We start from the raw sequence: 21,599 nt of genomic DNA, 5'->3' as shown, positions 1-21,599 counted from the left end.
TTGTTAGCTTTGCTTAAAAAAATGTAAGGGAATCGATGAAATTACAACAACTTAGATACATTGTTGAAGTATTAAATAATAACCTCAATGTCTCAGCAACAGCCGAGAATCTTTATACATCTCAACCTGGAATAAGCAAGCAAGTGCGGATGCTAGAAGATGAACTTGGTATTCAAATATTTGGTCGTAGCGGAAAACACTTAACCCATGTGACAGAAGCTGGGAAAGAAGTAATCAATATTTCACGCGAAATACTGGCAAAAGTAGAGAGTATAAAGGCTGTTGCTAGAGAGCATACTTTGCCTGACCAAGGTAAATTGAACATCGCTACCACGCATACTCAAGCACGCTACGCTTTACCTGAAGTTATACAAGGCTTTATGTCAAAGTATCCGAAAGTTTCTTTGCATATGCACCAAGGGACACCATCGCAAATAAGTGATTTGGCCGCAAAAGGCGAAGCAGACTTTGCCATTGCTACTGAATCACTGCATTTATACAACGATTTAGTAATGCTACCTTGTTATCATTGGAATCGCTCTATTATCGTTAACCGGTCTCATCCCTTAGCCAAAAAATCAACTATTACGATAAATGAGTTAGCAAAATATTCTTTAGTGACTTATGTTTTTGGTTTTACCGGACGCTCAGAATTAGATAGAGCGTTTAATACGGCAGGCTTAGAGCCAAAAATAGTATTCACCGCCACTGATGCTGATGTGATTAAGACATATGTGCGAATGGGAGTAGGTGTTGGTGTAATCGCGTCGATGGCGATTGACGAAAAATTAGATGCTGATTTAGTAAAAATAGATGCGCGACATTTGTTTGATTACAGCACAACGAAAATTGGGTTTAGGAAAGGTTCGTTTCTGCGCAATTACATGTATGAGTTTATTGAACGATTTGCGCCCCATCTTACTAAAGAAGTAGTCGAACGAGCGATGATGCAAAAAAACAGTCAAGAGGTCGAAACTATGTTTAAAAACCTCACTTTGCCTGTAAAATAAGTTGGCCCATTAACATTCTATGATGTTGACCGCGAGGCCGCCTCTGGCGGTTTCTTTGTATTTGCTTTTCATATCATTGCCAGTATCCCACATTGTTTTGATAACTTTGTCTAGGGATACTTTATGGTTACCTGTTCCTCTAAGCGCGAGTCTGGATGCGTTGATAGCTTTGATTGCGCCCATTGCATTTCTTTCAATACAAGGGACTTGAACTAAGCCCCCAACAGGATCACAAGTAAGACCTAAATTATGCTCCATGCCAATTTCTGCTGCGTTTTCGACCTCATCTACTGAGCCTCCCAATATTTCTGTTAATGCCCCAGCAGCCATTGAGCAAGCCACGCCTACTTCACCTTGGCATCCTACTTCAGCACCTGAAATAGAGGCATTCTTTTTATATAGTATGCCAATTGCAGCCGCTGTTAATAAAAAACGGCATGCTACGTCGTCAGTCATTGTCCGTATAAATTTATGATAGTAATTCATCACAGCAGGAATGATCCCAGCTGCCCCATTTGTCGGAGCGGTTACAACGCGGCCGCCATCGGCGTTTTCTTCGTTTACCGCAAGTGCAAACATATTGACCCAATCCATAACTAGCATAGGGTCGTTGCTTCTTTCATTTTCTAAGCGCGCTAACAAGGCTGGTGCGCGTCGGTGAACCTTTAATCCCCCGGGTAAAATACCTTCATTACTGGTGCCATTCTCAATGCATTCTTGCATAACGTTCCAAATGTCTATCAAGCCTTTTTTTAGGGCATCTTCAGACATAAAAGCACATTCATTTTTTAGCATTAAAGTGCTAACTCGAATGCTATTTTCTTTACACATTGCAATTAATTCATTTGCTTTTGAAAAAGGAAATGGCGCATCTTTTTGGGCTTCAGCAAATTTTTCGTTTTTCTGCGCTTCAAATTCAGATTCTTCGACAATAAATCCACCACCAATTGAGTAGTAAGTTTGTTGTGTAACTAAGACTTCGTCTCGGTAAGCAAAGAATGTCATGCCATTAGCATGTTTAGACAAGGTTTTACGACGATGAAATAAAATTGCGCCTTGCTTCGAAAAATCTATTACTTTTTTTCCGAGCAAATTAAGTTGTTGTTCTGATTCGACTTTTGCCAGCATTGCATCGACAGATTTTACGGGTACATTTTTAGGCGTATAGCCTAACAGGCCAAGTATGACTGCTTTGCCGGTCCCATGGCCTTTGCCAGTCTGACCTAACGAGCCATAAAGTTCAGTTGTTATTTTACTGATGTTTTCGAATTCGCCAATATCTATTAGGTGTTCACAAAACGTTAAAGCTGCATGCATAGGGCCCACCGTGTGTGAGCTAGAAGGGCCAATACCAACTTTGAACATATCAAAAACGCTAATCATATGACTTCTCTTTAAATGTTAATACTGAAAGTGTTACACAATTTATTCGCAACACAAGTGATTATTGCTAATCGAACTCATTAGTTTTTTTAAGGAAGATTACATAACAGCAAATGAAGAATGTTTATAAAGTAATATGGTCTTTTAGAATTGACAAGATACCTGCCGTAGCGCCCCAAATTAGTTTAGTCTCATAAGGTATAAAATAAACGGGAAATTGTTTATTGCTGCGATGAATGATTTGTTCGGAATAGTTTTTTTCTTCCATTAAATAAGCTAATGGCACACCAAAAACATTTGCGACTTCGTTTTTATCAATGACTAAATCAGTTTTAATGTTTAGGCTAGGTTGATATACACTTATGATAGGCGTTACAGCAAAGCCACTTACGGTCCGATAGGGTTGTAAGCTTCCGATTAACTGCAAGTGTTTAGCTTGTAAACCTACCTCTTCTTCAGCTTCTCTATACGCGGTTTCAATTAAGTTTTTATCGTGTTTTTCGGCTTTACCCCCTGGGAAACTGATTTGACCGCCATGGTGTTTTAAGTGCTCAGCTCTTTGGGTAAACAAAACTGAATATTCGCCTTGAAATTGATAAATACAAACAAGCACGGCTGCAGGGCTATTCGCATCTGGAAAAGGTTCACTTCTTTTTTTCGACATAACAAAAGGCCTGTTAAAGGCGCTTATGAAATCTTCTATCAACACGTTTGCCTGTTGTCCTGTTGTTTAATCAAAGTCGCTACTTGTTTTTGCGGCCATGACCGGTAGTATCTTATCGACTTTATGTAGAGTTTCTAAATATTCGTCCTCTGCTTCCGAATCGATTACTATTCCACCGCCCGCCCAACAATGCATCATGCCATCCTCGGCCAGGAGTGTTCTTATACAAATGTTTGTATCCATATCATTTTTAATACCAACATAGCCAATACTTCCGCAATAAATGCTCCGTTTATCGGGTTCCAATTCTTGGATAATTTGCATGGCTCTTATTTTCGGCGCTCCTGTAATTGACCCGCCGGGAAATGCACCTTTTAATATGTCAAACGGACTTGATTGTTGTTTTAATTCACCCACTACAGTGCTCACCATATGATGAACTGCAGGGTAACTTTCAAGCTTAAACAATTGAGGCACTTTTACTGAACCTGCCAAGCAGTGCTTTGATAAATCATTACGGAGCAAATCAACAATCATCAAATTTTCGGCTTTGTCTTTTTCCGAAGCCAACAAAGCTTGTGCAAGGCTGGCATCAGTTTTTTGATTAGGCGAACGTTTTCTGGTTCCTTTTATAGGTTTAGTTTCTACTTGTCCGTCTTTTATGCATAAAAACCTCTCTGGCGAAACGCTTAAAATACAACTATTTGGTAGTCGTATAAATGCAGAGTAGGGTGCTTTATTTGCCTTTTTTAGTCGTTTATACGCTGTCCATTCACTGCCTTTATATTTTGCACTGAAACGCTGAGCAAAATTTACTTGATAACAATCACCGGCCAATAGATATTCATTTACGGTTGATAGTTGTTGAATATATGTTTCTCGATCAATATTAGCTTTCCAATCGCTTTGCAATTCAAAGCCTTTATTCAAAGGTGTTTGCCCTTTATTTGTTATCGTGCGCTGAAAGTCTGTCACACTCTGCTGTAAACGTTGTTCATCCCAATCTATAAAATATAATTCTGAATTAAGATTATCGAAGATAACACTATGATCATAAAACCCAAGCGCTATGTCAGGCATCAGAAACTGTGTTGGATTTCGGTCTTTAATATTGTCACTAACTACGTTTAAATCATACGCAAAGCAACCTAAAGTGCCTACAACAAAGGGCAAAGAAGTAAGCGCTGGGTCTGTTTTAGTTTCGAATAATTCACAAAATTCTTTGTGCAATATAGATAAACTATCAAAAGGACAATCTTGTTTGCATCTCGAAAATTTATGTTTCCAAGCCCCTTTTAATGAAATTTGCTTTGTTTTTAGTTCAAACGTTATTACGGGTTGTTTAACGACAATATCAAATTGTGAGTTGATGCTGGTATTTTCACAACTATCAAGCAAACAGGCGTAGTCTTGGTGTTGGTAATTATCAAACAAACAGATAAGGTCTTGATGACTAACATTATTGATTTTGTGGTACTTAAGTGAATACAACGAATAACCTCTTAAAAATCAACGTTAGGGTACTACTATTGTGTGGTGGTTTTATTAGCTAAGCGTAGTATACTTTGACTTACTCAAATACACCATTTTTCATTACAACGGAGTCCCAATGACACTTATCCGTCAGCAAGATTTTATTGACAGTATTCAAGATGCATTACAATTTATTTCTTTTTATCACCCTTTAGACTATGTAAAAGCGGTTGAAGCGGCCTACGAAAGAGAGCAAAGCCAAGCCGCAAAAGATGCGATGGCGCAAATTTTAATTAATTCACGTATGTCAGCTGAAGGAAAAAGACCTTTATGTCAGGATACTGGCATAGTGACTTGTTTTGTCAAAATTGGCATGCAAGTTAGCTGGGATAAAACTGACATGACTGTGCAGGAAATGGTTGACGAAGGAACTCGAAGGGCTTACTTAGATCCGGATAATCCGCTTCGTGCTTCTATCGTGAAAGATCCTGCTGGAAAAAGAATCAATACTAAAGATAATACTCCCGCGGTTTGTCATTTAGATATGGTGGCGGGTGATAAAGTCGAAGTGATGATCGCAGCGAAAGGTGGCGGTTCTGAAAATAAATCTAAAATGGTGATGCTAAATCCAAGTGATGATATTGCCGAATGGGTAGTGAAAACTCTACCAACAATGGGTGCCGGTTGGTGTCCACCAGGTATGTTGGGATTGGGCATAGGCGGAACTGCAGAAAAAGCGGCTGTGCTTGCTAAAGAAAGCCTAATGGACCCGGTCGATATTCAAGAATTGATAGCACGAGGGCCAGAGACTACTGAAGAAAAATTGCGGGTTGATATTTTCAAAAAGGTCAATGATTTAGGGATTGGTGCACAAGGTTTAGGTGGATTAACAACCGTTGTGGATGTAAAAATAAAATCTGTTCCTACCCATGCCGCATCAAAACCGGTGGCAATGATTCCTAATTGTGCGGCAACAAGACATGCACATTTTTACTTAGATGGAACTGGTCCGGCAGAATTAAAAGCGCCTAAACTTGAAGATTGGCCTCAGGTGACTTGGGAAGTTGGTGAAGATGTTCGCAGGGTGAATTTGGACGATATTACTAAAGCTGACTTACTAGACTGGAAAGTAGGTGAAACTGTCTTGCTTAGCGGCAAAATGCTAACAGGCAGAGATGCTGCACATAAGCGTATTCAAAGCATGTTGCAAAGCGGTGAAGGGTTACCAGAAGGGGTTGATTTAACCAATCGTTTTATTTACTACGTGGGTCCAGTTGATGCTGTGGGTGATGAAGTGGTGGGTCCTGCCGGCCCGACAACCGCCACCAGAATGGATAAGTTTACAGATATGATGCTGGAAGAAACAGGCCTTATAGGCATGATTGGAAAGGCTGAACGCGGCCCAGCGACCGTTGAAAGTATAGCCAAGCACAAATCAGTATATTTAATGGCTGTAGGTGGTGCGGCGTATTTAGTTTCGAAGGCAATTAAGAAGTCACGCGTTGTTGCCTTTGAAGATTTGGGAATGGAAGCCATTTATGAATTTGAAGTAGAAGATATGCCGGTGACAGTAGCAGTTGATAGCACGGGCGCAAATGCTCATGAAACTGGCCCTGCTATTTGGAAAGCGAAAATTGCTGATTTAGATGCAGTTTTGTCAAAATAAAAAACGTCGTTTGTAAATGAATCCTTAGGAGTCAAAATTGCATATACCAACATGGATGCAAACCACGCCATTTATAGTGATGGCGTGCTTATTGGTACTCGTCCCAATTATTGTGTTGTTATTTGCACGCATGAACCATCAAAATAAAATGAAATTGAGCGAAAGCTTATTTCTGGACAATCAAAAATCTTTAGAGAACGGTTTGGCGCTAAAACAACAAGAAATTGAGCAATTACAAACTCAACATAAGGCTTATGTCGCAGAATCACAACGAGTGCAACTTAGTTTGCAGAGCGGCCTTCAAGAATTGCAAAATACATTAAACGAGCAACAAGGAAAAATTGGTGAACTCACCCAGCAAAAGCAACAGTTGTTAGAGCTCAAGCAAGCACATATCGATTTACAACAGCACTTTGAAAATAAAACAAGTGAATTAGCCGACTTAAACGCAAAATATGAAAGTCAACGAGCAGCTATGGCTGAAGAAAGAAAGGCCTACGATGAAAAGCTAGATATATTAAAAAATGCCGAGAAAGCACTGTCGTCTAATTTTGAAATTTTGGCGAATAAAATATTTGAACAAAAAGCGGAAAAATTCACTAAGTCGAGTGAAACTGGGCTCAATCATCTTTTGTCGCCACTGAAATCACAAATTGACGATTTTAAGAAACAAATTAGTGATCAATATGTGAAAGAAGGACAAGAGCGAGCTGCTTTAAAAACAGAGATATTGTCGCTTAAAGAGCTAAACCAACAAATTACCCAAGAAGCGGCTGCTTTAACCAATGCGTTAAAAGGAGACAATAAACAACAGGGCAATTGGGGGGAAGTCGTCCTGGCTAAAGTACTCGACGAATCTGGCTTAAGAGAGGGACATGAGTACCAAGTACAAATGCACTTAAAGAATGAGGAAGGTAAAAATTATAGGCCAGATGTGGTCGTGCATTTACCTAATCAAAAAGATATTGTAATTGATTCTAAAGTGTCACTTGTTGCTCACGAAAAATATGTTAATAGTGAAGACGAAGTAGACAAGCAAAAAGCCATCAAAGAACACGTTAATTCGATTAAAGGCCATATCAAAGGCTTGAGCAAAAAAGACTACCAAGAATTAGATGGCGTCCAGACTCTTGATTATGTATTAATGTTTATTCCAATAGAAAGCGCATTCTCTAACGCAATAGAGGCCGATCCTGAACTTGTTAAGCTGGCAATGGATAATCAAATAATGCTGGTTAGTCCAACTAACCTTTTGGTGGCGCTGCGCACCATCAACAATATTTGGCAATATGAGTATCAAAATCAACATGCAAAAACAATTGCTGAAAAAGCGGCGAATATGTACAACAAATTTGCCAATTTTGTTGAAGATATGGAAAGAATTGGTCGTCAAATAGACAGTTTAGGTAGTCATTATGACGGAGCGATGAATAAATTATCGCGAGGCAAAGGGAATTTAATTCGCCAAGCTGAAAGCTTTAAATCGCTTGGCGTCACCCCCAAAAAATCAATTTCTAAAGATCTTCTTGGAGAAGAAGAAAGCGACTCAACGGAAACCTTAGTATCAGAAACAAAGGGTGCCATTGCTGAAAAACCGGAATAAAGATTAAAAGCTTTGCAATACTATTATTGATTAAAGTAGACTGTATATACTAAAGGTTAGTATTTACTTTATGCTTACCTGTTTATTTTGGTCAAAAATTGTTTTGAAAATAGTAAGGAAGCTTATGTCATTTTTGCGCGTTGTATTGGTAATTTTTTCTCTGTTAACTTTAAATTTTAGTGTGACTGCAAAGATATTGGTCGAACTAAATGAATTCCCTGAATGGTTTCAAGAAGCGGCCGCTAGAACAATTGAAGTTAAATCAGAAACCTTAATTGAGATAGAAAATTTCAATGTCAAATCTAAAATAAAGGGTAAGGCTGAGTTATCTAGCGCTGAGGACGGTGTTTGGTATTATATCATTGATATCGGCACAAGTAGCCCAGTAGAATGTTACGTGTTTACCACTTTCGATGGACCAGCTAATTCATTACATGCCATTGTTGAGCACAGTTTAGGTGGCGTAGAACGCTTAAATGATAAAAAACTAGCATCGCGTTTTAATTATGCATTAGATGTTGGCTTGGTTGACGATACGCCTTATATGGCATTAGACACGCTATATAATTTGACCGATGGTAAAGAAACCGTTGCAGGCGTTTTAAAAGGTTTGTCAGCAAGAACCAATAACAGTTTGCAAATATGTATTCATAACGAAATAGGATATGAGGAAGCGTTCACAGGCGTTTTTGAAAGTTTTGTTGGCGCATTTATAAGCAGCGAATCAAACCCAGAGTTTTTTGAGGTTGTTTATAAACTAGAGGCCAATGATATGCCAATTGGCTATAGTCTTGAAAAATATAGCCTAGATGAAGATGGCGATGTATATGTTCAAACCCAAGATGCGATGATAATGCCAGTAGATTCTCAATCTGTGTCTCGCTCTGACTCTGTATCAACTGAATATAGTCAGCCCGACGGAAGTTTAATTAATGCGGATACTTACAGTATTGAGAATAGTGTATTAAGTTCTCAATTTAGCATTCAATATATTGATGAAGCCTGGCAAGTAGAAGGTCAACTGCAAGGGAAAGAATTGAGCCAGACCTTAGAATATAGTGACTGGTTGTTATCTAGTTTTGGTAGTTATCTTGAAACCGTTATTTTGCAAGAAAGCAAAGACACATCGGCCCAGTATTCTATTTGGGTCTCTGAAATCAATCCAACGGCAGCAATGACACTTGAACTCAGTAAATTATCTGACCGAGAAGACGCAAATATTCGCGTTGCGATGGGTCCCTTAAAAATCGATTTTCTTGCAGACAGTAACGGCATTTTTCAAGAGGGAAGTTTTGGTCAGGGACCTATGAAAATGAATATGGGACTGATGTATGTCAAAGGTTTGCCGAAAATACCATGATTAACATAAACCGTTTTATTGGCGTATTTTTGTTTGCTCTTTCTTTGAGTGCACAGGCACAAAGTGACCCTTCGTTTGCTCATGTTCAGCTAGACACACATGATTCTTATGAATTTCCTTTAGCAGACAAAATTAGCTTCAGTTTGTTTACGCAGGATGCGATGGCAAGTGCAAAAGTGCTTGAGCAGTGGTCGGGGCTTGAGTACAAGGTTATTGATGATAATTCAATCGCCGTAACGCTGTATCAAAACAAGCCAACATTTAACGGCAGTGGCGACCTAAAATATAAAAATGATAGTTTTGTCATAGATATTAGTGAACAAAGTACGCAAAATTTTATAGAAGGTTTTACAGTTCCAGAGAATTCGAGCAATGTTCTCGTTAATATAGAGGCATATGTTAGCCGATTCATAGAGAATCCCACTTATGAGCATGGTTTTAATATTGCTTCACGAGTTGCTGACAATAAAAGCGGCGATTGCACAGAATATGCGGTTCTGACAACCGCATTGTCGCGTGCCTTAGACAAACCTGCAAGACTTGTATTTGGCACAGTATTTATTGAAAGTGAGAATGGTGTAGAGGCAGTTGGACATGCCTGGACTGAAATTTTGCACCAACAAAACTGGCATATTATCGATGCTGCTTTGTTCGGCATAGAAGATGGTACAAACTCAAGTCGAGTCTATTACCTACCAATTTCAACGCTCGTTGATGAGGGGCCTGGATTTGGGTTTTCAATTGCGAGTAGCATGGTTGTCATGCCTTATAAAATACAAGGCTTGCGAAGCGCGCCATAATTTGTCCACACCTCAATTATTTAACGGTGTTTTGCAATGTTTTATATTCGTCGTTTGAAATATCGAATGCAAACAATAGCGCATGTTTCGCATGAATATTGAGAGGGTCTTGTGTATTTTGAGCGATACTAAACAAAAGCGTTTTCATTTCTTGGTTTGGCCTAAGTGTACCCTCTGTAAGACTATTGATAACAGACACTCTCGTCGCAAGAGCATATGTGTCCTCTAAATATTGATTAGCAAGTTCTTGTTTTTGTGAGGAATCACTGAACCGCAAAATATTTTCAATCAGCATCCCTTTGTTATCAGTGGTGGATCCTATAATTAAGCTTTTTAAGTCTTCGACAATGACTGCTTTTTGATTCTGATTGAGTTGATAGGGCTGTAAAAGATCCAGTGCTAATAGTTTAGTTGATGAGTCTTCTTTTTCAAACATTGCGATATCAATAATAAACGCATTTGTATTGTTATTTTCCATGGCAAGATTTGTCGTTGCGATTAAATGCAATAGCTTCTTGTTACTCTGCGATGTGCCATCTATTGCTAAGTTTTCAGCCAAATTTTGAAATAATGTTTCGGTATCTTCTAATTGTGCACTTTGCAAAAGACTGGTTATAAAATAAATAGCGTCTGAGTCGGCCTCTACACTAACAAACTGATCTAATAAAACCTGCACATTCTCAGGATCGGCTTTTAGCTTAGCGTGCAACAAATCGATCGTTTCTGAGAAATAATTAATATCACCAGGTTCTTCACTATTGCTTATCATTACTAAAAAATCGAGCAATTCCAACGTGCTAGTATCATCTCCTAATCTAGCTAACACTGAAGAAGTTGATTGAACAGAGGGATCAGTTTCGTCAATATCGCTTAAAGGAGGGATTACCTCTGTTGCTTGCGGATTGTTTTGCTGTAAGAGTTGCTGTTGGTCATTTTGCCAGGGGTTTTTTACTTTTTGTTTTGTACTGGCTCGAATATTGTTTGGGTCATTTTGTTGTTGGGCAGTTATTACATGATCAAGACGTTTTGAGCCGGTCAAATACCCCGCTAAAAAAACTATGACGGTGAAGCTAAGTAAATATATACCCTTTGAAAGACTAAGTTTCACTCGAATAAACTTCCTTTCCTCATATTACGACTCTATAACATAACTGCTGCTGACCTGAACTTTACCTACAAGCATTAACATAACTGAACAGTATTTTTCGCATGAAAGCTGGACAGCACGTGCTAAATGTTTTTCTTTTATCCCGTCGCCTTTGACCACAAATTCTGCATGGATATGAGTAAATATTCGAGGCGCAGATTCGGCACGTTTTGCCTCTAGCTTGCACACGCATGCCTCTATCGGTTGTCTGGCCTTACGCATAATTTCAACAACATCAACCGACGAACATGCACCTAGACTCATCAATACAGACTGCATTGGTGACAAACCTTCACCATTTCCATCAAGATGTAAAGTCCGCCCGTCATCCATTGTGCCTTCAAAGGCTAAACCGGTTTCACTTTTTTGCCAAACTACTTCAGCTTTCATTATTTACCTTTCTCTTTGTTATTAATTTTCAATTATTACGATACAGTTTTTATCTAGTTTTATCTTTTTGTTTTTATATAGTTTACCAATCGCTTTTTTGTACGCGCCTTTACTGACCTTAAAATGTGAGAATATATCTTCGGGACTACTTTTATCGGTTAGTGTTGATAAACCGCCGTGAGCTTTAAGATCGTCAATGATCCGCTCCTCAAGGCTTTCACGAGCTTTTGCAGTTTGTAATTGCAAGGTCAAATCAACTTTACCATCGGTTCTAATTTGTTTGATGTAACCATTTAATTGCTCACCCAATTTGAGTGTTTTCGATAAATCACTTTTAAATAATAAACCTGCATTTTTATTGTTTATTATCGCCTTATAACCAAGTGGTGACTCTGCATAAATAAGTAAATCAACTGCTTGTCCTTTTTTCAAAGAGTCAGTGTTGTCACTGAGTTTTCGTTCTATTTTACTAGTACCGATAAGCTTATTTTGTTTATCTAACATAAGAGAAATGACATAAGACATTCCAATGTCTAAGCTACTATGGCACTGACTTTGTGGAAGGTAAAGGTCTGGTTGAATTCCCCAATTTGCAAAATAACCGTGTTCGCTGGCACCAGTAATGACTAATGGCGCGAATGCTTGCATGTCCAATTTGGGCATTGTTAAACTGGCTAGCAGGGTCCCATCGGCTGCAGTATAGATAAATACATCGATGCACTCTCCAATCGCTAAATCTTGCTCAGATTCCTTTAATACAACCGGCCGCTCTAAGGAATTATCGGAGTCATTTAAATGATAAGCGAACGGTAGAATATCACTCACTTGTAGTTGATTACGTTGACCTATCTTTAGCATATGATTTAGAGTACATGAATTGTTAGAATGTTGCTGTAGAGTATATCAAAGTCTTTATGTTCTCGCGCTAATATTGCAAAGCTGAGGCTTGGGCCATTATTAATGATTTATATATAGGGTAAATTATGCTGTTAAATGCCGACCTAGGCGAAAGTTATGGAAAATGGGAAATGGGAAATGATGAAGCCATAATGCCTTATATTGATCAAGCAAGTATTGCTTGTGGCTACCATGCAGGTGACCCAATAGTCATGCAAAGGTGCATTCAATTAACAAAAATGCATGATGTTAGCATTGGAGCGCATGTAGCTTACCCAGACATACAGGGTTTTGGTAGGCGTTCAATGCGTATTCCTGAAGCCGAGTTAGTGCCAATAATAATGTCTCAAATTGCAACATTAGATGGTTTAGCTCGTTGTGCTGGTACCAAGGTAGACTATGTCAAACCACACGGTGCACTTTATAACGATATGATGCAATCGAGTGATATCTTGCAAACAGTATTCAAGTCAATTGCTAATTTTCATGTGCCCCTGACGCTTATGGTTCAATCACTGGTAGACAATTCAATTGTTGAAAAAATGTCGACACAGTTTAATGTTCGAGTAATTTACGAAGGGTTTAGTGATAGAGGCTATAATAACGATGGTTTGCTTCAACCAAGAGGGAAGCAAGGAGCTGTTCTTAACTTGCAAGCTAGTGTATCGCGTATCAAGCACCTACAAAAATTTGGAAATATTTTAAGTGTCGACGGAAAATCGCTGCGGTTAAAAATAGACTCTATGTGTGTTCATTCAGATACTCAAGATGCGGTTAATATCTGCCAAAGAATTCGTGAATTGATTGATAATGCATAATCGATGAAGCACATGTTAACGATATAAAACGGCTAAGAATGATTAGATCGCAAGTTAGCTATTACAAGATCAATTCAATACTAAAACTTTCTAGAGCGGGTGAGAGCGCGGTCTTGCTTGAATTTATCAATCAAGAAAGGTTTACTCTAGTTGATAAAAACCGTATTTTACAGCAGTGGGTTAATGGCATCAGTGAGGTCTTGCAAGATACGATAATAGATACAGTGGTTTCCTATGAAAGCGCACTGGTAATTTATCAAGCCGATTTACTTGATTTCTATTTTGTATTGAACACGGCTAAAACGGTCTTAGTCTCAGAAACGCATTCAAGCAATCCAATTAAACAAAATAATCAGTTTAGAACACATGTAATACCTGTATGTTACGAGCTAAATAAAAGAACAATGCCGAACGATTCTGATTATGTTTGTGAGCAAACAAAAATAGACAGAAACACTCTAATTGAGCTGCATACTTCTATAGATTATCAAGTCTTTGCAGTTGGTTTTATGCCAAACTTTGCTTATTTGGGCGAATTACCAAAGCAGTTAGCCCTTAAACGCTTAGCTAATCCACGAGTAAAAGTGCCTGCAGGAGCCGTTGCTATCGCAGAAACACAAACTGCTATCTATCCATCGATATCTCCTGGCGGTTGGCATATCATTGGGTATATACCTTTGGATCTTTCAATAAACAATGAAAATGATTCAAAAGCCTTTAAAACTGGCGATAAGGTGCGATTTGAGTCAATAAATTATCAAACATACGAAGACATGCGAACATCTTCACAATGTTAATATTCATTAAAAATTGCCTTAGTATTCGATTTACCAATAACCCTCAGTTAAGGTGTATGTTTTGCTGGTAATTACACGGGTAGGTTTGTTAGCTGGCCTTGTCGATAGTGGTCGTCGAAGTGTTCAGGCGCAAGGTTTTAGCCAATCAGGTGCGCTTGATTGGGTAAACTATCAGTTAGCTAACGCCATTTGTGGTGTGCCATTGAACTCTACTTGTATCGAAATTTTGGGTGGAGAATTCGCGTGTACTTTTTCGCACGATATCATTATTTCAATTACAGGTGCTCATCTCGACGTTTTCTTAAACCAAAAAAGGGTTAAGTTAAATACTATGCTCTGTATTAGCAAAGGTGATAATTTAGCATTGGGAAATTTACAGTCGGGTTTTGTTAGTTATATCGCCATTGGAGGAGAGTTTAATAGTCCTCGATTTGGGCAAAGTGTTTGCGCGGTGAAACGCGAGAAAGTAGGGGGCTTACATCAAGATGGACAAACGTTATCGGTCGGAGATAGGCTGATTTACAATGCATTTGTCAGAAAATCGACGACGTTCGATGAAAATAAGCAAAAAATAATTCCACCCGTATTACAAAAATATATTGACGCTAGTCTTCAGCATGAACGTGTTTTATCGGTTAATTCAGGCTATCAAAGTGATTTCTTTTCACAATTAAGCGTATCTTTATTTTATGAATCTGATTTTACAGTAAGTCGATACTTTGACAGGATGGGTGTGCGATTAATATCGCTTTTTAATATTCGTAAAGATGCCTTAAATTGTTCATCATTGCGCTCTCAAGGGATAGTGTTGGGCAGTATTCAAGTTCCGGAAAATGGTAACCCCATCATTTTGCGAAACGATAGACAAACGATCGGCGGCTACCCCATAATAGGCATTGTAGATAGTGTCAGTTTGAGTATGTTAGGACAAGCAAAAGAGCATGACATAATTCGATTTGAATGCTGTGATGCGCAAGAGAGCGACACCAAAAGACTAACAATAAGCCTCGCTTTGAAAAAAATATTGAATGAATAAAAGGAACTAAATAATGGCAATGGTATATCTTAATGACAATTTAGTTGATCAAGAAAAAGCAATGATATCTCCCATGGATAGAGGATTCTTGTTTGGCGATGGTATCTATGAAGTTATACCGTGTTACGATGGGAAGCCAGTTGGTTTAGACTTGCACCTTGCGCGAATGAATAGGGGCTTAAACGAAATACAACTGAAGTATAAAGCTGAAAGAAGCGAATGGATGGACAAAATAAATCACTTGATCAGTCAATATGACAAATCGAGCGTTGGCGTATATATTCATGTTAGCAGAGGCACCGACACAAAACGCTTTCATGCTTACCCGCAGGACATTCAACCAACTGTTTTTGCATATGCTTTTGAAATACCACCTTCTCAATCACTTGATTGTAGTCATGCAAAAACGTTCACAGTCGCTACCGTAGAAGATTTGCGTTGGCAGCGTTGTCACATAAAATCCACCTCGTTGCTCGGCAATGTGATGCATTTTCAACAAGGACAAAATGCAGGTACAGACGAAGTCATATTATATAATCAAGATAAAATAGTCACAGAAGCCGCGGCATGTAATGTATTTATTGTGAAAAACAATTTAATCATGACACCAAAACTAGATAATCATATTCTGCCAGGTATCACTCGTGAGATATTGTTGCACGCACTTAGAGAGGAGGGATTTCACGTGTCAGAGCAAGATATAAGCTTAGAAAGCGTGAATACTGCTGATGAAATATGGTTGACCTCATCATCAAAAGAGCTTGGCCCTGTTAGCAAAATTGATGAACGAGTGTTAAATAATGGTAAGGCTGGCCCAATGTGGTTATTGGCGCTGCAAGCATACAATAAATACAAGTTTGCACTATAACATTAGTTTATGGCCACATTGCTCCCATAAGGCATGTTATCTTATTCGTCTAAATCGTTGTCGCAGTTTTCTTTGTTACACTGACCATATAAATAAAGGCTATGATTTATCAGTGTCATGTCATTTTCAATTGCGACATCTTCTTGTCGTTTTTCGATAACATCGTCTTCAAACTCAACCACTTTTCCACACTTTAAACAAACTAAATGATCGTGATGCTCTTTATGGCTAATTTCAAAAACGGATTTTCCACCTTCAAAATGATGACGGTTTAATATACCAGCATCATCAAATTGATTTAATACTCTATAAACGGTTGCTAAGCCTATTTCTTCTTCCATTTCAATTAGTATTTTATACACATCTTCGGCGCTGATATGCTGATTCTTAGGGTCTTGAAGAATTTCTAGGATCTTAATTCGAGGCAGTGTGACTTTTAAGCCGGCTTTTTTTAATTCTTTATTTTGGTCCATGTGCTTAACTTGTTCTGCTTAATTGTGCCAGTATTATAAGACAGTTTTTGATATTTAACAGTAAATAGACCATAAATATGCGCTGAAAGCGTGTTATTTTTTCGTTCAGCGCATACTCTGATTTTCTTAAAGGTTTATATTATAACGCGCGCCAAAGCCCGCTCCATAAACAACCGCATTTAGCCAAAGTCTATTGGTACCCCAGGTCGCTCCTCGAAAATTGGGCTCGCCGGCAAACATAATAATTTGACCATTACCGTGGCGTTCGCGGGTTAAAAATGCAGAATTTGCAATACGATTCGCTGCCTCTGGCCATAAAAGGCCACTCATTCTTACATGCAGTGATTTATCCAATGGCAGGGCATACCAACTTAAATAGTCTTCGCGCTCAACTGGCTCTTTTAAATCTTCGTATACACCCACACTAACAGCAATTTCTGCTTGGCTATTTGCCACTAAAACAGCCTGATCACGATAAAGTAAGGGCAAAGTTTGATTTACGCCAAATGTTAACCAATGTTTTTGATCCGTACTACCTGCAGCAAATGCGCCAGCAGGCATAAATAACTTTTGCCAATCATCACGTTTTTCGAGTTCGTCTTTTTTCAAAGGCTTGCCTTGACCAGCCCATGGGTAAGTAATTTCTGATGAGATACCCGAAGCAAACAGTTTATCTGTAACTTCATATGCTTCTTCAGCAAGAATCCTGCGCTGTAAGGCAATATTAAAGTCTTCAGCATCTTCAAATATTTGGTCAACGTTACGAACGGCCGCATTTTCTCGATGAGTATTTAGCGCACGACTTGCTCTATTGTGAGTAATGAGAGTGCCGCCTTGCTTTACCCAATCTAATAAGGTGTTTGCCATTGATTTTGAAAATGACCAGCGAGAGGGCACAACGATCGTATTATAACGTCTTAAATCGGTTGAATTTAAACTATTACCGTCAAGGTGACTATGTCTAATACCTAGATTACTATCGATGCTCCACCAACTGCTGCCAAGGTCATAAGAGCTAGTATTCGCTTGTGAAACAAACGCAATCTGAGGCTTTGTTAGCAATACAAAATGATCTCCACCCCAATCCGGTAGCTCGCCATCGCCTAACCCTTGCGTTATTGAACTTACTTTTAAACCAAGTTCATCTGCACTAGTTTGAATATGCGTAATTAAATCACTATTGGAGACATTGTCAGTGATAGTGACTGCAACGCTGCCCCTTGCAAACTTTTGTTGATTGAATTCTGATGATTTGTCAATCACTCGAACCTGAACACCGCGCTCCATTAAGCGAGCAGCAAACGCTAATGATTTATCATCGCTTCCATCTACAATCCATGCTATTGCATCTTTATTTAGGATGTTTTTAGCACTGACTGGCTTTGTATATGCTGCCACGTTGGCGGTAATTTCATCATCTATTGTGTACGCATTTAATCCATACATCATGGTTAAATTCCATGCTGATGTATCGTACATTATAGAGTCTCCTGAGCGTAAAACTTCTTGTCTCTCTTTTTCAATGACAGAAGGTAATAGCTCGGAATCAAATTCCATGATCGCTGACAACAGGCGAGCCTCAGGCTGTCGGTTTAATACAACCAGACTTCCTTTTGGCACATTAGCAGTTACTCTTTTACCGAGGTGATTAAGTGCCTTCTTAAAACTTAACGCTTTTGTGGTAACACTTATTTCTATGTCTTGCGCAAGCAGTTTTTCAGCAAGCAGGTGCAAACGTGATTGGTTCGTTGTATTTGAAATGACAAAAGTGCGATCTGAATAAGGCGACTTATTAGACACTAAAAACTGCCGATCTTGCCAGTAGTCTGCATACATGTCTTTACTATATTTTTGCAAAGTATTTAAATTTGCCATTGTACTTACATATTGATGATGCACCGACTCCATGTATGTTTGCACGGTTCCTTCAGGCCTGCGTACACCATCCTCTGCGATGCGGGACTGTTCATACAATATATGCATACTTCCGCGATATTCTGCATAATTAGAATAACCTGGGTACCAATTTTCAAACCATTCGCCGGTGTAATAGCGCCAACCTTCTTGATCAAATGCTTGGCTTTGATCAACAGCAAATTTTTTCGCCCACTCTTGCACACTTGGTGCAATATTTTTATTTAATGGCTCTCTCGGTGGTCCCATTAGATAAGTATCTTGAGAACCCATTTCGTGGCCATCAATCATTAATTGTGGACGCCATTTGTTGATAAGTGCAACACGACCTTTTGTTTCAGGTTGAGTTAAATAGAAGAAGTCTCTGTTTAAGTCAAATAAATAGTGATTGGTGCGTCCGTAGGGCCAATCACCCCTATGAAGTAGAGACTGATTATCGACGTTTGGAGCTGTGCTTCTATATTGTTCTAAAGATTTAGCAAATCGGTCTCTGCCGTCGGGGTTCATTAAAGGGTCTATCACTATTAACATCTCATCTAGCAATTTTTTATTTGCGTCTGTCTTGTCTGCGATTAAGTGATAGATAGAGGCTAGGGCTGCATCTGCACCTGAAGTTTCATTTCCATGAATAGAATAAGCCATCCAAGCAACTGCGGGCAGGCGATCCATTATTGCTTTTGCCTCGCCAGAACTTGTACTGCGAGGATCGGCAAGTTTTGCAATATCGGATTGTATTTCATCTAATTTATTGAGGATGCCGGGACTAGCAATAAATACTGCAAATAATGGTCTACCTTCATGGCTCTTGGCATACTCAATTACTTTCATTCGATCGCTTTGACCTTGCCAAGTATTGACGGCTTGAGTAATTTGTACCGATGAGGCAACACGATAGCCTACTTCAAAACCCAAAATGTCTGCTGGAGGTGTTATTGAATCGTCGTAATCACCCCTTAGCATAGTGCCTTTATAATCAATATCAGGAGAATAGGTAGGTTTCATTACAAGTCCTGCAGCAGTACTTGCAGAATAAGTCATGATGGATACACAGACATATAATAGAAATTGCTTTAATCGCATAGTGAGTAGGCCTTATTAGTGCGCATAAATTACGTTTTTTTATTGATTATTTTCTGAATCTAGTGATGATACGTTTGTTGCTTGTGGTGCTTCAACATGAGTAAAAAAGCTATTAAGTAAATAATTAATTGCGTTATTGCGCAGGTTCACAAAAAACTCTTTTTCGTTCACCTCTACACTTGTTGTAACAGCGCTTTGTTTTTGTTGATATAATTCTAATCGCTCTTTAAATTCTACTAATTCTTGCGCTTTTTCGTCTTCAGACCAAGTTAAGTCGGCAATTAGACTGATAGCTTTTTCTTGAGTTTCGATGGCTAATTCAAATTGACCTTTAGCGGCATAGGTCGCTGCTAGTGTATCAACATAGGTATGTCGCTCACTGTTTTCGGGATCTTCAATGATCCGCTCCGCGAGCGTTACAGCATAGTCAGGAGGTGTAAACGGATTATCGTCTAAGGTAGATAAAAACCAGGCAATATTATTGGTTTGTAGTGGATTATTTTGTTCAGCGGCTTGCATTAAAATTGCCGTACCTTTATCGACATTAGGCTTGGTTTTAAAGCCATTTGCGTATAATAAGGCTAAATCTGTTGCCGAAATAGTGGCGGGTTCATTTTCATGAGCTCTTTCCAAGAGCCATATTGGATTGCTGCTTTGAGGGAGCTTATTTTCTTCTAAACCGTATAAACTTGCTAGTAATACATTTGCTGGTGCATGATTTCGGTGAGACAGCCTAACTAAGCCTTTTTCTCCAGACTCTATTAGCTCGTCATCGTCCCCCATTATTTTCATCAACGCAAAAGATAGCGCTAAAGCGTTTCGATTATTCCGTCGAAGGATTTTAGTCCAGTTGAAAACCTGCTGCCAATCTAAGTAATCACCTTGTCGGGAATACGCCCATAAAATTCTTTTCTGCGCGGTACGAATCCCTGATTGAGCTAGCTCTAAGCATTTTTCAAAATTGTCTGTGGGTTCAGCATCAAATACTTTGTTGCAGGTAAGTAAATCATAATTGAAATAAGGAATATCGAGTTTTGGTGCTTCTTCTTCGGGTAATATACTTTGTTTTATTAATAAGAATACAAAAATGAGGGCTGCCAGTATAAGAAGAGTCGTACCAAGTTTTTTCATCGATAAGTGCCAATTTTGTTACGTAGCTTGTTTAATCTATTTGAGAGCGCGCCTGTGAGCTGCTCACCTATGACCTGCTCAACAAACGCGAATATTCTCTCTAGTCTATTGCAAGAGCCAAGTTGTCTTTGATTTTAACAATAAGGTCATAAATTTAGTATAGAGAGCTTTACTACGTCCTGCAATGCTCTCTTTATTTAGCGCAATTCACTTAAGCACATTTCTTCTTCGATTTGTTTGCACCAAGCTAACACTCGTTCTTCAGTCAGTTCTGGTTGACGGTCTTCGTCTATGCCTAAACCAACAAAGTGGTCGTCGTCTGCCATACCTTTAGATGCCTCAAAATCATAACCTTCAGTGGACCAATTACCGATAATAATGGCGCCTTTGGGCTCCACGATGTCTCTTATCATGCCCATTGCATCAAGAAAATATTCAGCATAGTCTTCTTGATCACCACAGCCAAATATCGCGACTAACTTTCCTTCAAAATCTATTTCTTCTAAGTCTGGGAAAAAGTCATCCCAATCGCATTGTGCTTCACCATAATACCAAGTAGGTATGCCGAACAAGAGTAAATCAAACTCAGCAATTTCTTCTTTTGTGCTTTTGGCAATATCTCGAACATCAATCAAGCTTTTGCCAAGTTCTTTTTGGATCATCTTAGCGATATGTTCTGTATTACCAGTGTCGCTTCCAAAAAATAAACCTACACTTGCCATCGTAATTTTACTCCACTAATTTCAGGTTAAGACTAATAAGCATATGGTCGCGACCTTTCTAGACGCCAGACGATATAAAAAACAACTGAATGATTCCCTTGGCCAGAAAACCGACACAACCGAGTCCTAATACGCCGTATGCCACACAACGGCCCATCATCGGTACATTATTTTTTTTCATTACATCGTGCACTGCATAGGCAATCAATAAAAACAAACCCACCAGCGTAATGTTTAAAAGTATCGATTCTAATTGTTGAAACGTTTCTGATGACATTGCTATTCACATGCTTAAAATTTGCGCGGATATTAACACAAAAAACAACAAAAACCGACATTAAGCAAGTAAAATATCGACCGAATATGT

At 38.8% G+C, this 21,599-nt stretch carries 20 protein-coding genes; 9 read left to right on the top strand and 11 right to left on the bottom strand.

Annotation, left to right across the window (positions count from 1 at the left end; translation table 11 throughout):
* The first annotated feature begins 35 nt into the window (after positions 1-35).
* Positions 36-1,010, top strand: coding sequence for an HTH-type transcriptional regulator CysB (gene cysB, locus RM552_RS06070; protein ID WP_311367877.1), 975 nt, complete (start codon positions 36-38; stop codon positions 1,008-1,010).
* A gap of 9 nt (positions 1,011-1,019) precedes the next feature.
* Here cysB and RM552_RS06065 read toward each other — a convergent pair whose 3' ends face one another.
* From RM552_RS06065 to pabB, 3 genes are all read right to left on the bottom strand, one after another.
* Positions 1,020-2,393, bottom strand: coding sequence for an L-serine ammonia-lyase (locus RM552_RS06065; protein ID WP_311367876.1), 1,374 nt, complete (start codon positions 2,391-2,393; stop codon positions 1,020-1,022).
* A gap of 124 nt (positions 2,394-2,517) precedes the next feature.
* On the bottom strand, positions 2,518-3,102 hold the full coding sequence (locus tag RM552_RS06060) for a CoA pyrophosphatase (RefSeq protein WP_311367875.1): 585 nt from the start codon (positions 3,100-3,102) through the stop codon (positions 2,518-2,520).
* 21 nt (positions 3,103-3,123) lie between these two features.
* Positions 3,124-4,548 carry an aminodeoxychorismate synthase component I gene (pabB, locus tag RM552_RS06055; RefSeq protein ID WP_311367874.1) on the bottom strand — a complete coding sequence of 475 codons (1,425 nt, stop codon included), beginning with the start codon at positions 4,546-4,548 and terminating at the stop codon, positions 3,124-3,126.
* Between the two features lie 118 nt (positions 4,549-4,666).
* Here pabB and RM552_RS06050 point away from each other — a divergent pair, with 118 nt between their 5' ends.
* From RM552_RS06050 to RM552_RS06035, 4 genes are all read left to right on the top strand, one after another.
* A complete protein-coding gene (locus RM552_RS06050) occupies positions 4,667-6,196 on the top strand; it encodes a fumarate hydratase (protein ID WP_311367873.1) in 1,530 nt (509 codons plus the stop codon).
* A gap of 37 nt (positions 6,197-6,233) precedes the next feature.
* Positions 6,234-7,799 (top strand): DNA recombination protein RmuC, encoded by a 1,566-nt coding sequence (locus RM552_RS06045; RefSeq protein WP_432277181.1) that lies wholly within the window; start codon positions 6,234-6,236, stop codon positions 7,797-7,799.
* A gap of 124 nt (positions 7,800-7,923) precedes the next feature.
* Positions 7,924-9,159: a hypothetical protein gene (locus RM552_RS06040; RefSeq protein ID WP_311367872.1), complete on the top strand. Its 1,236-nt coding sequence runs from the start codon at positions 7,924-7,926 to the stop codon at positions 9,157-9,159.
* Positions 9,156-9,959 carry a transglutaminase-like domain-containing protein gene (locus tag RM552_RS06035; RefSeq protein ID WP_311367871.1) on the top strand — a complete coding sequence of 268 codons (804 nt, stop codon included), beginning with the start codon at positions 9,156-9,158 and terminating at the stop codon, positions 9,957-9,959. Before RM552_RS06040 ends, RM552_RS06035 begins: the two co-directional genes overlap by 4 nt.
* A gap of 16 nt (positions 9,960-9,975) precedes the next feature.
* On the opposite strand, the gene RM552_RS06030 is transcribed toward RM552_RS06035, so the two are convergent.
* From RM552_RS06030 to RM552_RS06020, 3 genes are read right to left on the bottom strand one after another with little or no spacing between them, the layout of a single operon-like run.
* Positions 9,976-11,067 carry a hypothetical protein gene (locus RM552_RS06030; RefSeq protein WP_311367870.1) on the bottom strand — a complete coding sequence of 364 codons (1,092 nt, stop codon included), beginning with the start codon at positions 11,065-11,067 and terminating at the stop codon, positions 9,976-9,978.
* Between the two features lie 24 nt (positions 11,068-11,091).
* Positions 11,092-11,496 carry an OsmC family protein gene (locus tag RM552_RS06025; RefSeq protein WP_311367869.1) on the bottom strand — a complete coding sequence of 135 codons (405 nt, stop codon included), beginning with the start codon at positions 11,494-11,496 and terminating at the stop codon, positions 11,092-11,094.
* A gap of 21 nt (positions 11,497-11,517) precedes the next feature.
* On the bottom strand, positions 11,518-12,354 hold the full coding sequence (locus RM552_RS06020) for a CvfB family protein (RefSeq protein ID WP_311367868.1): 837 nt from the start codon (positions 12,352-12,354) through the stop codon (positions 11,518-11,520).
* 125 nt (positions 12,355-12,479) lie between these two features.
* Between RM552_RS06020 and RM552_RS06015 the strand changes: the two genes are divergently transcribed.
* The 4 genes from RM552_RS06015 (at position 12,480) to RM552_RS06000 (ending at position 15,912) form a co-directional block, all read left to right on the top strand.
* Positions 12,480-13,211 carry a 5-oxoprolinase subunit PxpA gene (locus RM552_RS06015; protein WP_311367867.1) on the top strand — a complete coding sequence of 244 codons (732 nt, stop codon included), beginning with the start codon at positions 12,480-12,482 and terminating at the stop codon, positions 13,209-13,211.
* 38 nt (positions 13,212-13,249) lie between these two features.
* A complete protein-coding gene (locus RM552_RS06010; RefSeq protein ID WP_311367866.1) occupies positions 13,250-14,008 on the top strand; it encodes a 5-oxoprolinase subunit B family protein in 759 nt (252 codons plus the stop codon).
* Positions 14,009-14,069: 61 nt separating this feature from the next.
* The gene (locus RM552_RS06005) at positions 14,070-15,044 is read left to right on the top strand and encodes a 5-oxoprolinase subunit C family protein (protein WP_311367865.1); all 975 of its coding nucleotides are present in this window, start codon (positions 14,070-14,072) and stop codon (positions 15,042-15,044) included.
* A 13-nt stretch (positions 15,045-15,057) separates the two neighbouring features.
* The gene (locus RM552_RS06000; protein ID WP_311367864.1) at positions 15,058-15,912 is read left to right on the top strand and encodes an aminotransferase class IV; all 855 of its coding nucleotides are present in this window, start codon (positions 15,058-15,060) and stop codon (positions 15,910-15,912) included.
* A 41-nt stretch (positions 15,913-15,953) separates the two neighbouring features.
* On the opposite strand, the gene fur is transcribed toward RM552_RS06000, so the two are convergent.
* The 5 genes from fur to RM552_RS05975 form a co-directional block, all read right to left on the bottom strand.
* Positions 15,954-16,385 (bottom strand): ferric iron uptake transcriptional regulator, encoded by a 432-nt coding sequence (gene fur / locus RM552_RS05995; RefSeq protein ID WP_311367863.1) that lies wholly within the window; start codon positions 16,383-16,385, stop codon positions 15,954-15,956.
* Positions 16,386-16,511: 126 nt separating this feature from the next.
* Positions 16,512-19,301, bottom strand: coding sequence for a M14 family metallopeptidase (locus RM552_RS05990; protein ID WP_311367862.1), 2,790 nt, complete (start codon positions 19,299-19,301; stop codon positions 16,512-16,514).
* A 117-nt stretch (positions 19,302-19,418) separates the two neighbouring features.
* A complete protein-coding gene (locus RM552_RS05985; RefSeq protein WP_311367861.1) occupies positions 19,419-20,510 on the bottom strand; it encodes a hypothetical protein in 1,092 nt (363 codons plus the stop codon).
* Between the two features lie 197 nt (positions 20,511-20,707).
* Positions 20,708-21,232: a flavodoxin FldA gene (gene fldA / locus RM552_RS05980; RefSeq protein ID WP_311367860.1), complete on the bottom strand. Its 525-nt coding sequence runs from the start codon at positions 21,230-21,232 to the stop codon at positions 20,708-20,710.
* A gap of 58 nt (positions 21,233-21,290) precedes the next feature.
* Positions 21,291-21,509: a DUF2788 domain-containing protein gene (locus tag RM552_RS05975; protein WP_311367859.1), complete on the bottom strand. Its 219-nt coding sequence runs from the start codon at positions 21,507-21,509 to the stop codon at positions 21,291-21,293.
* Between the last annotated feature and the right edge of the window lie 90 nt (positions 21,510-21,599).

The sequence above is a fragment of the Glaciecola petra genome (assembly GCF_031846345.1).
Classification (GTDB): Bacteria; Pseudomonadota; Gammaproteobacteria; order Enterobacterales; family Alteromonadaceae; genus Glaciecola; species Glaciecola petra.
The sequence above is the reverse complement of the archived record's forward strand: the minus strand, read 5'-3'. Positions and strand labels throughout refer to the sequence as shown.

What these genes read in the sequence shown, in the direction of transcription:
- fur (WP_311367863.1), bottom strand. Translation starts at nt 16,385, where the DNA reads ATGGACCAAAATAAAGAATTAAAAAAAGCCGGCTTAAAAGTCACACTG.
- RM552_RS06025 (WP_311367869.1), bottom strand. Translation starts at nt 11,496, where the DNA reads ATGAAAGCTGAAGTAGTTTGGCAAAAAAGTGAAACCGGTTTAGCCTTT.
- RM552_RS05985 (WP_311367861.1), bottom strand. Translation starts at nt 20,510, where the DNA reads ATGAAAAAACTTGGTACGACTCTTCTTATACTGGCAGCCCTCATTTTT.
- cysB (WP_311367877.1), top strand. Translation starts at nt 36, where the DNA reads ATGAAATTACAACAACTTAGATACATTGTTGAAGTATTAAATAATAAC.
- fldA (WP_311367860.1), bottom strand. Translation starts at nt 21,232, where the DNA reads ATGGCAAGTGTAGGTTTATTTTTTGGAAGCGACACTGGTAATACAGAA.
- RM552_RS05990 (WP_311367862.1), bottom strand. Translation starts at nt 19,301, where the DNA reads ATGAAACCTACCTATTCTCCTGATATTGATTATAAAGGCACTATGCTA.
- RM552_RS06040 (WP_311367872.1), top strand. Translation starts at nt 7,924, where the DNA reads ATGTCATTTTTGCGCGTTGTATTGGTAATTTTTTCTCTGTTAACTTTA.
- RM552_RS06015 (WP_311367867.1), top strand. Translation starts at nt 12,480, where the DNA reads ATGCTGTTAAATGCCGACCTAGGCGAAAGTTATGGAAAATGGGAAATG.
- RM552_RS06050 (WP_311367873.1), top strand. Translation starts at nt 4,667, where the DNA reads ATGACACTTATCCGTCAGCAAGATTTTATTGACAGTATTCAAGATGCA.
- RM552_RS06035 (WP_311367871.1), top strand. Translation starts at nt 9,156, where the DNA reads ATGATTAACATAAACCGTTTTATTGGCGTATTTTTGTTTGCTCTTTCT.
- RM552_RS06010 (WP_311367866.1), top strand. Translation starts at nt 13,250, where the DNA reads ATGATTAGATCGCAAGTTAGCTATTACAAGATCAATTCAATACTAAAA.
- RM552_RS06000 (WP_311367864.1), top strand. Translation starts at nt 15,058, where the DNA reads ATGGCAATGGTATATCTTAATGACAATTTAGTTGATCAAGAAAAAGCA.
- RM552_RS06065 (WP_311367876.1), bottom strand. Translation starts at nt 2,393, where the DNA reads ATGATTAGCGTTTTTGATATGTTCAAAGTTGGTATTGGCCCTTCTAGC.
- RM552_RS05975 (WP_311367859.1), bottom strand. Translation starts at nt 21,509, where the DNA reads ATGTCATCAGAAACGTTTCAACAATTAGAATCGATACTTTTAAACATT.
- RM552_RS06020 (WP_311367868.1), bottom strand. Translation starts at nt 12,354, where the DNA reads ATGCTAAAGATAGGTCAACGTAATCAACTACAAGTGAGTGATATTCTA.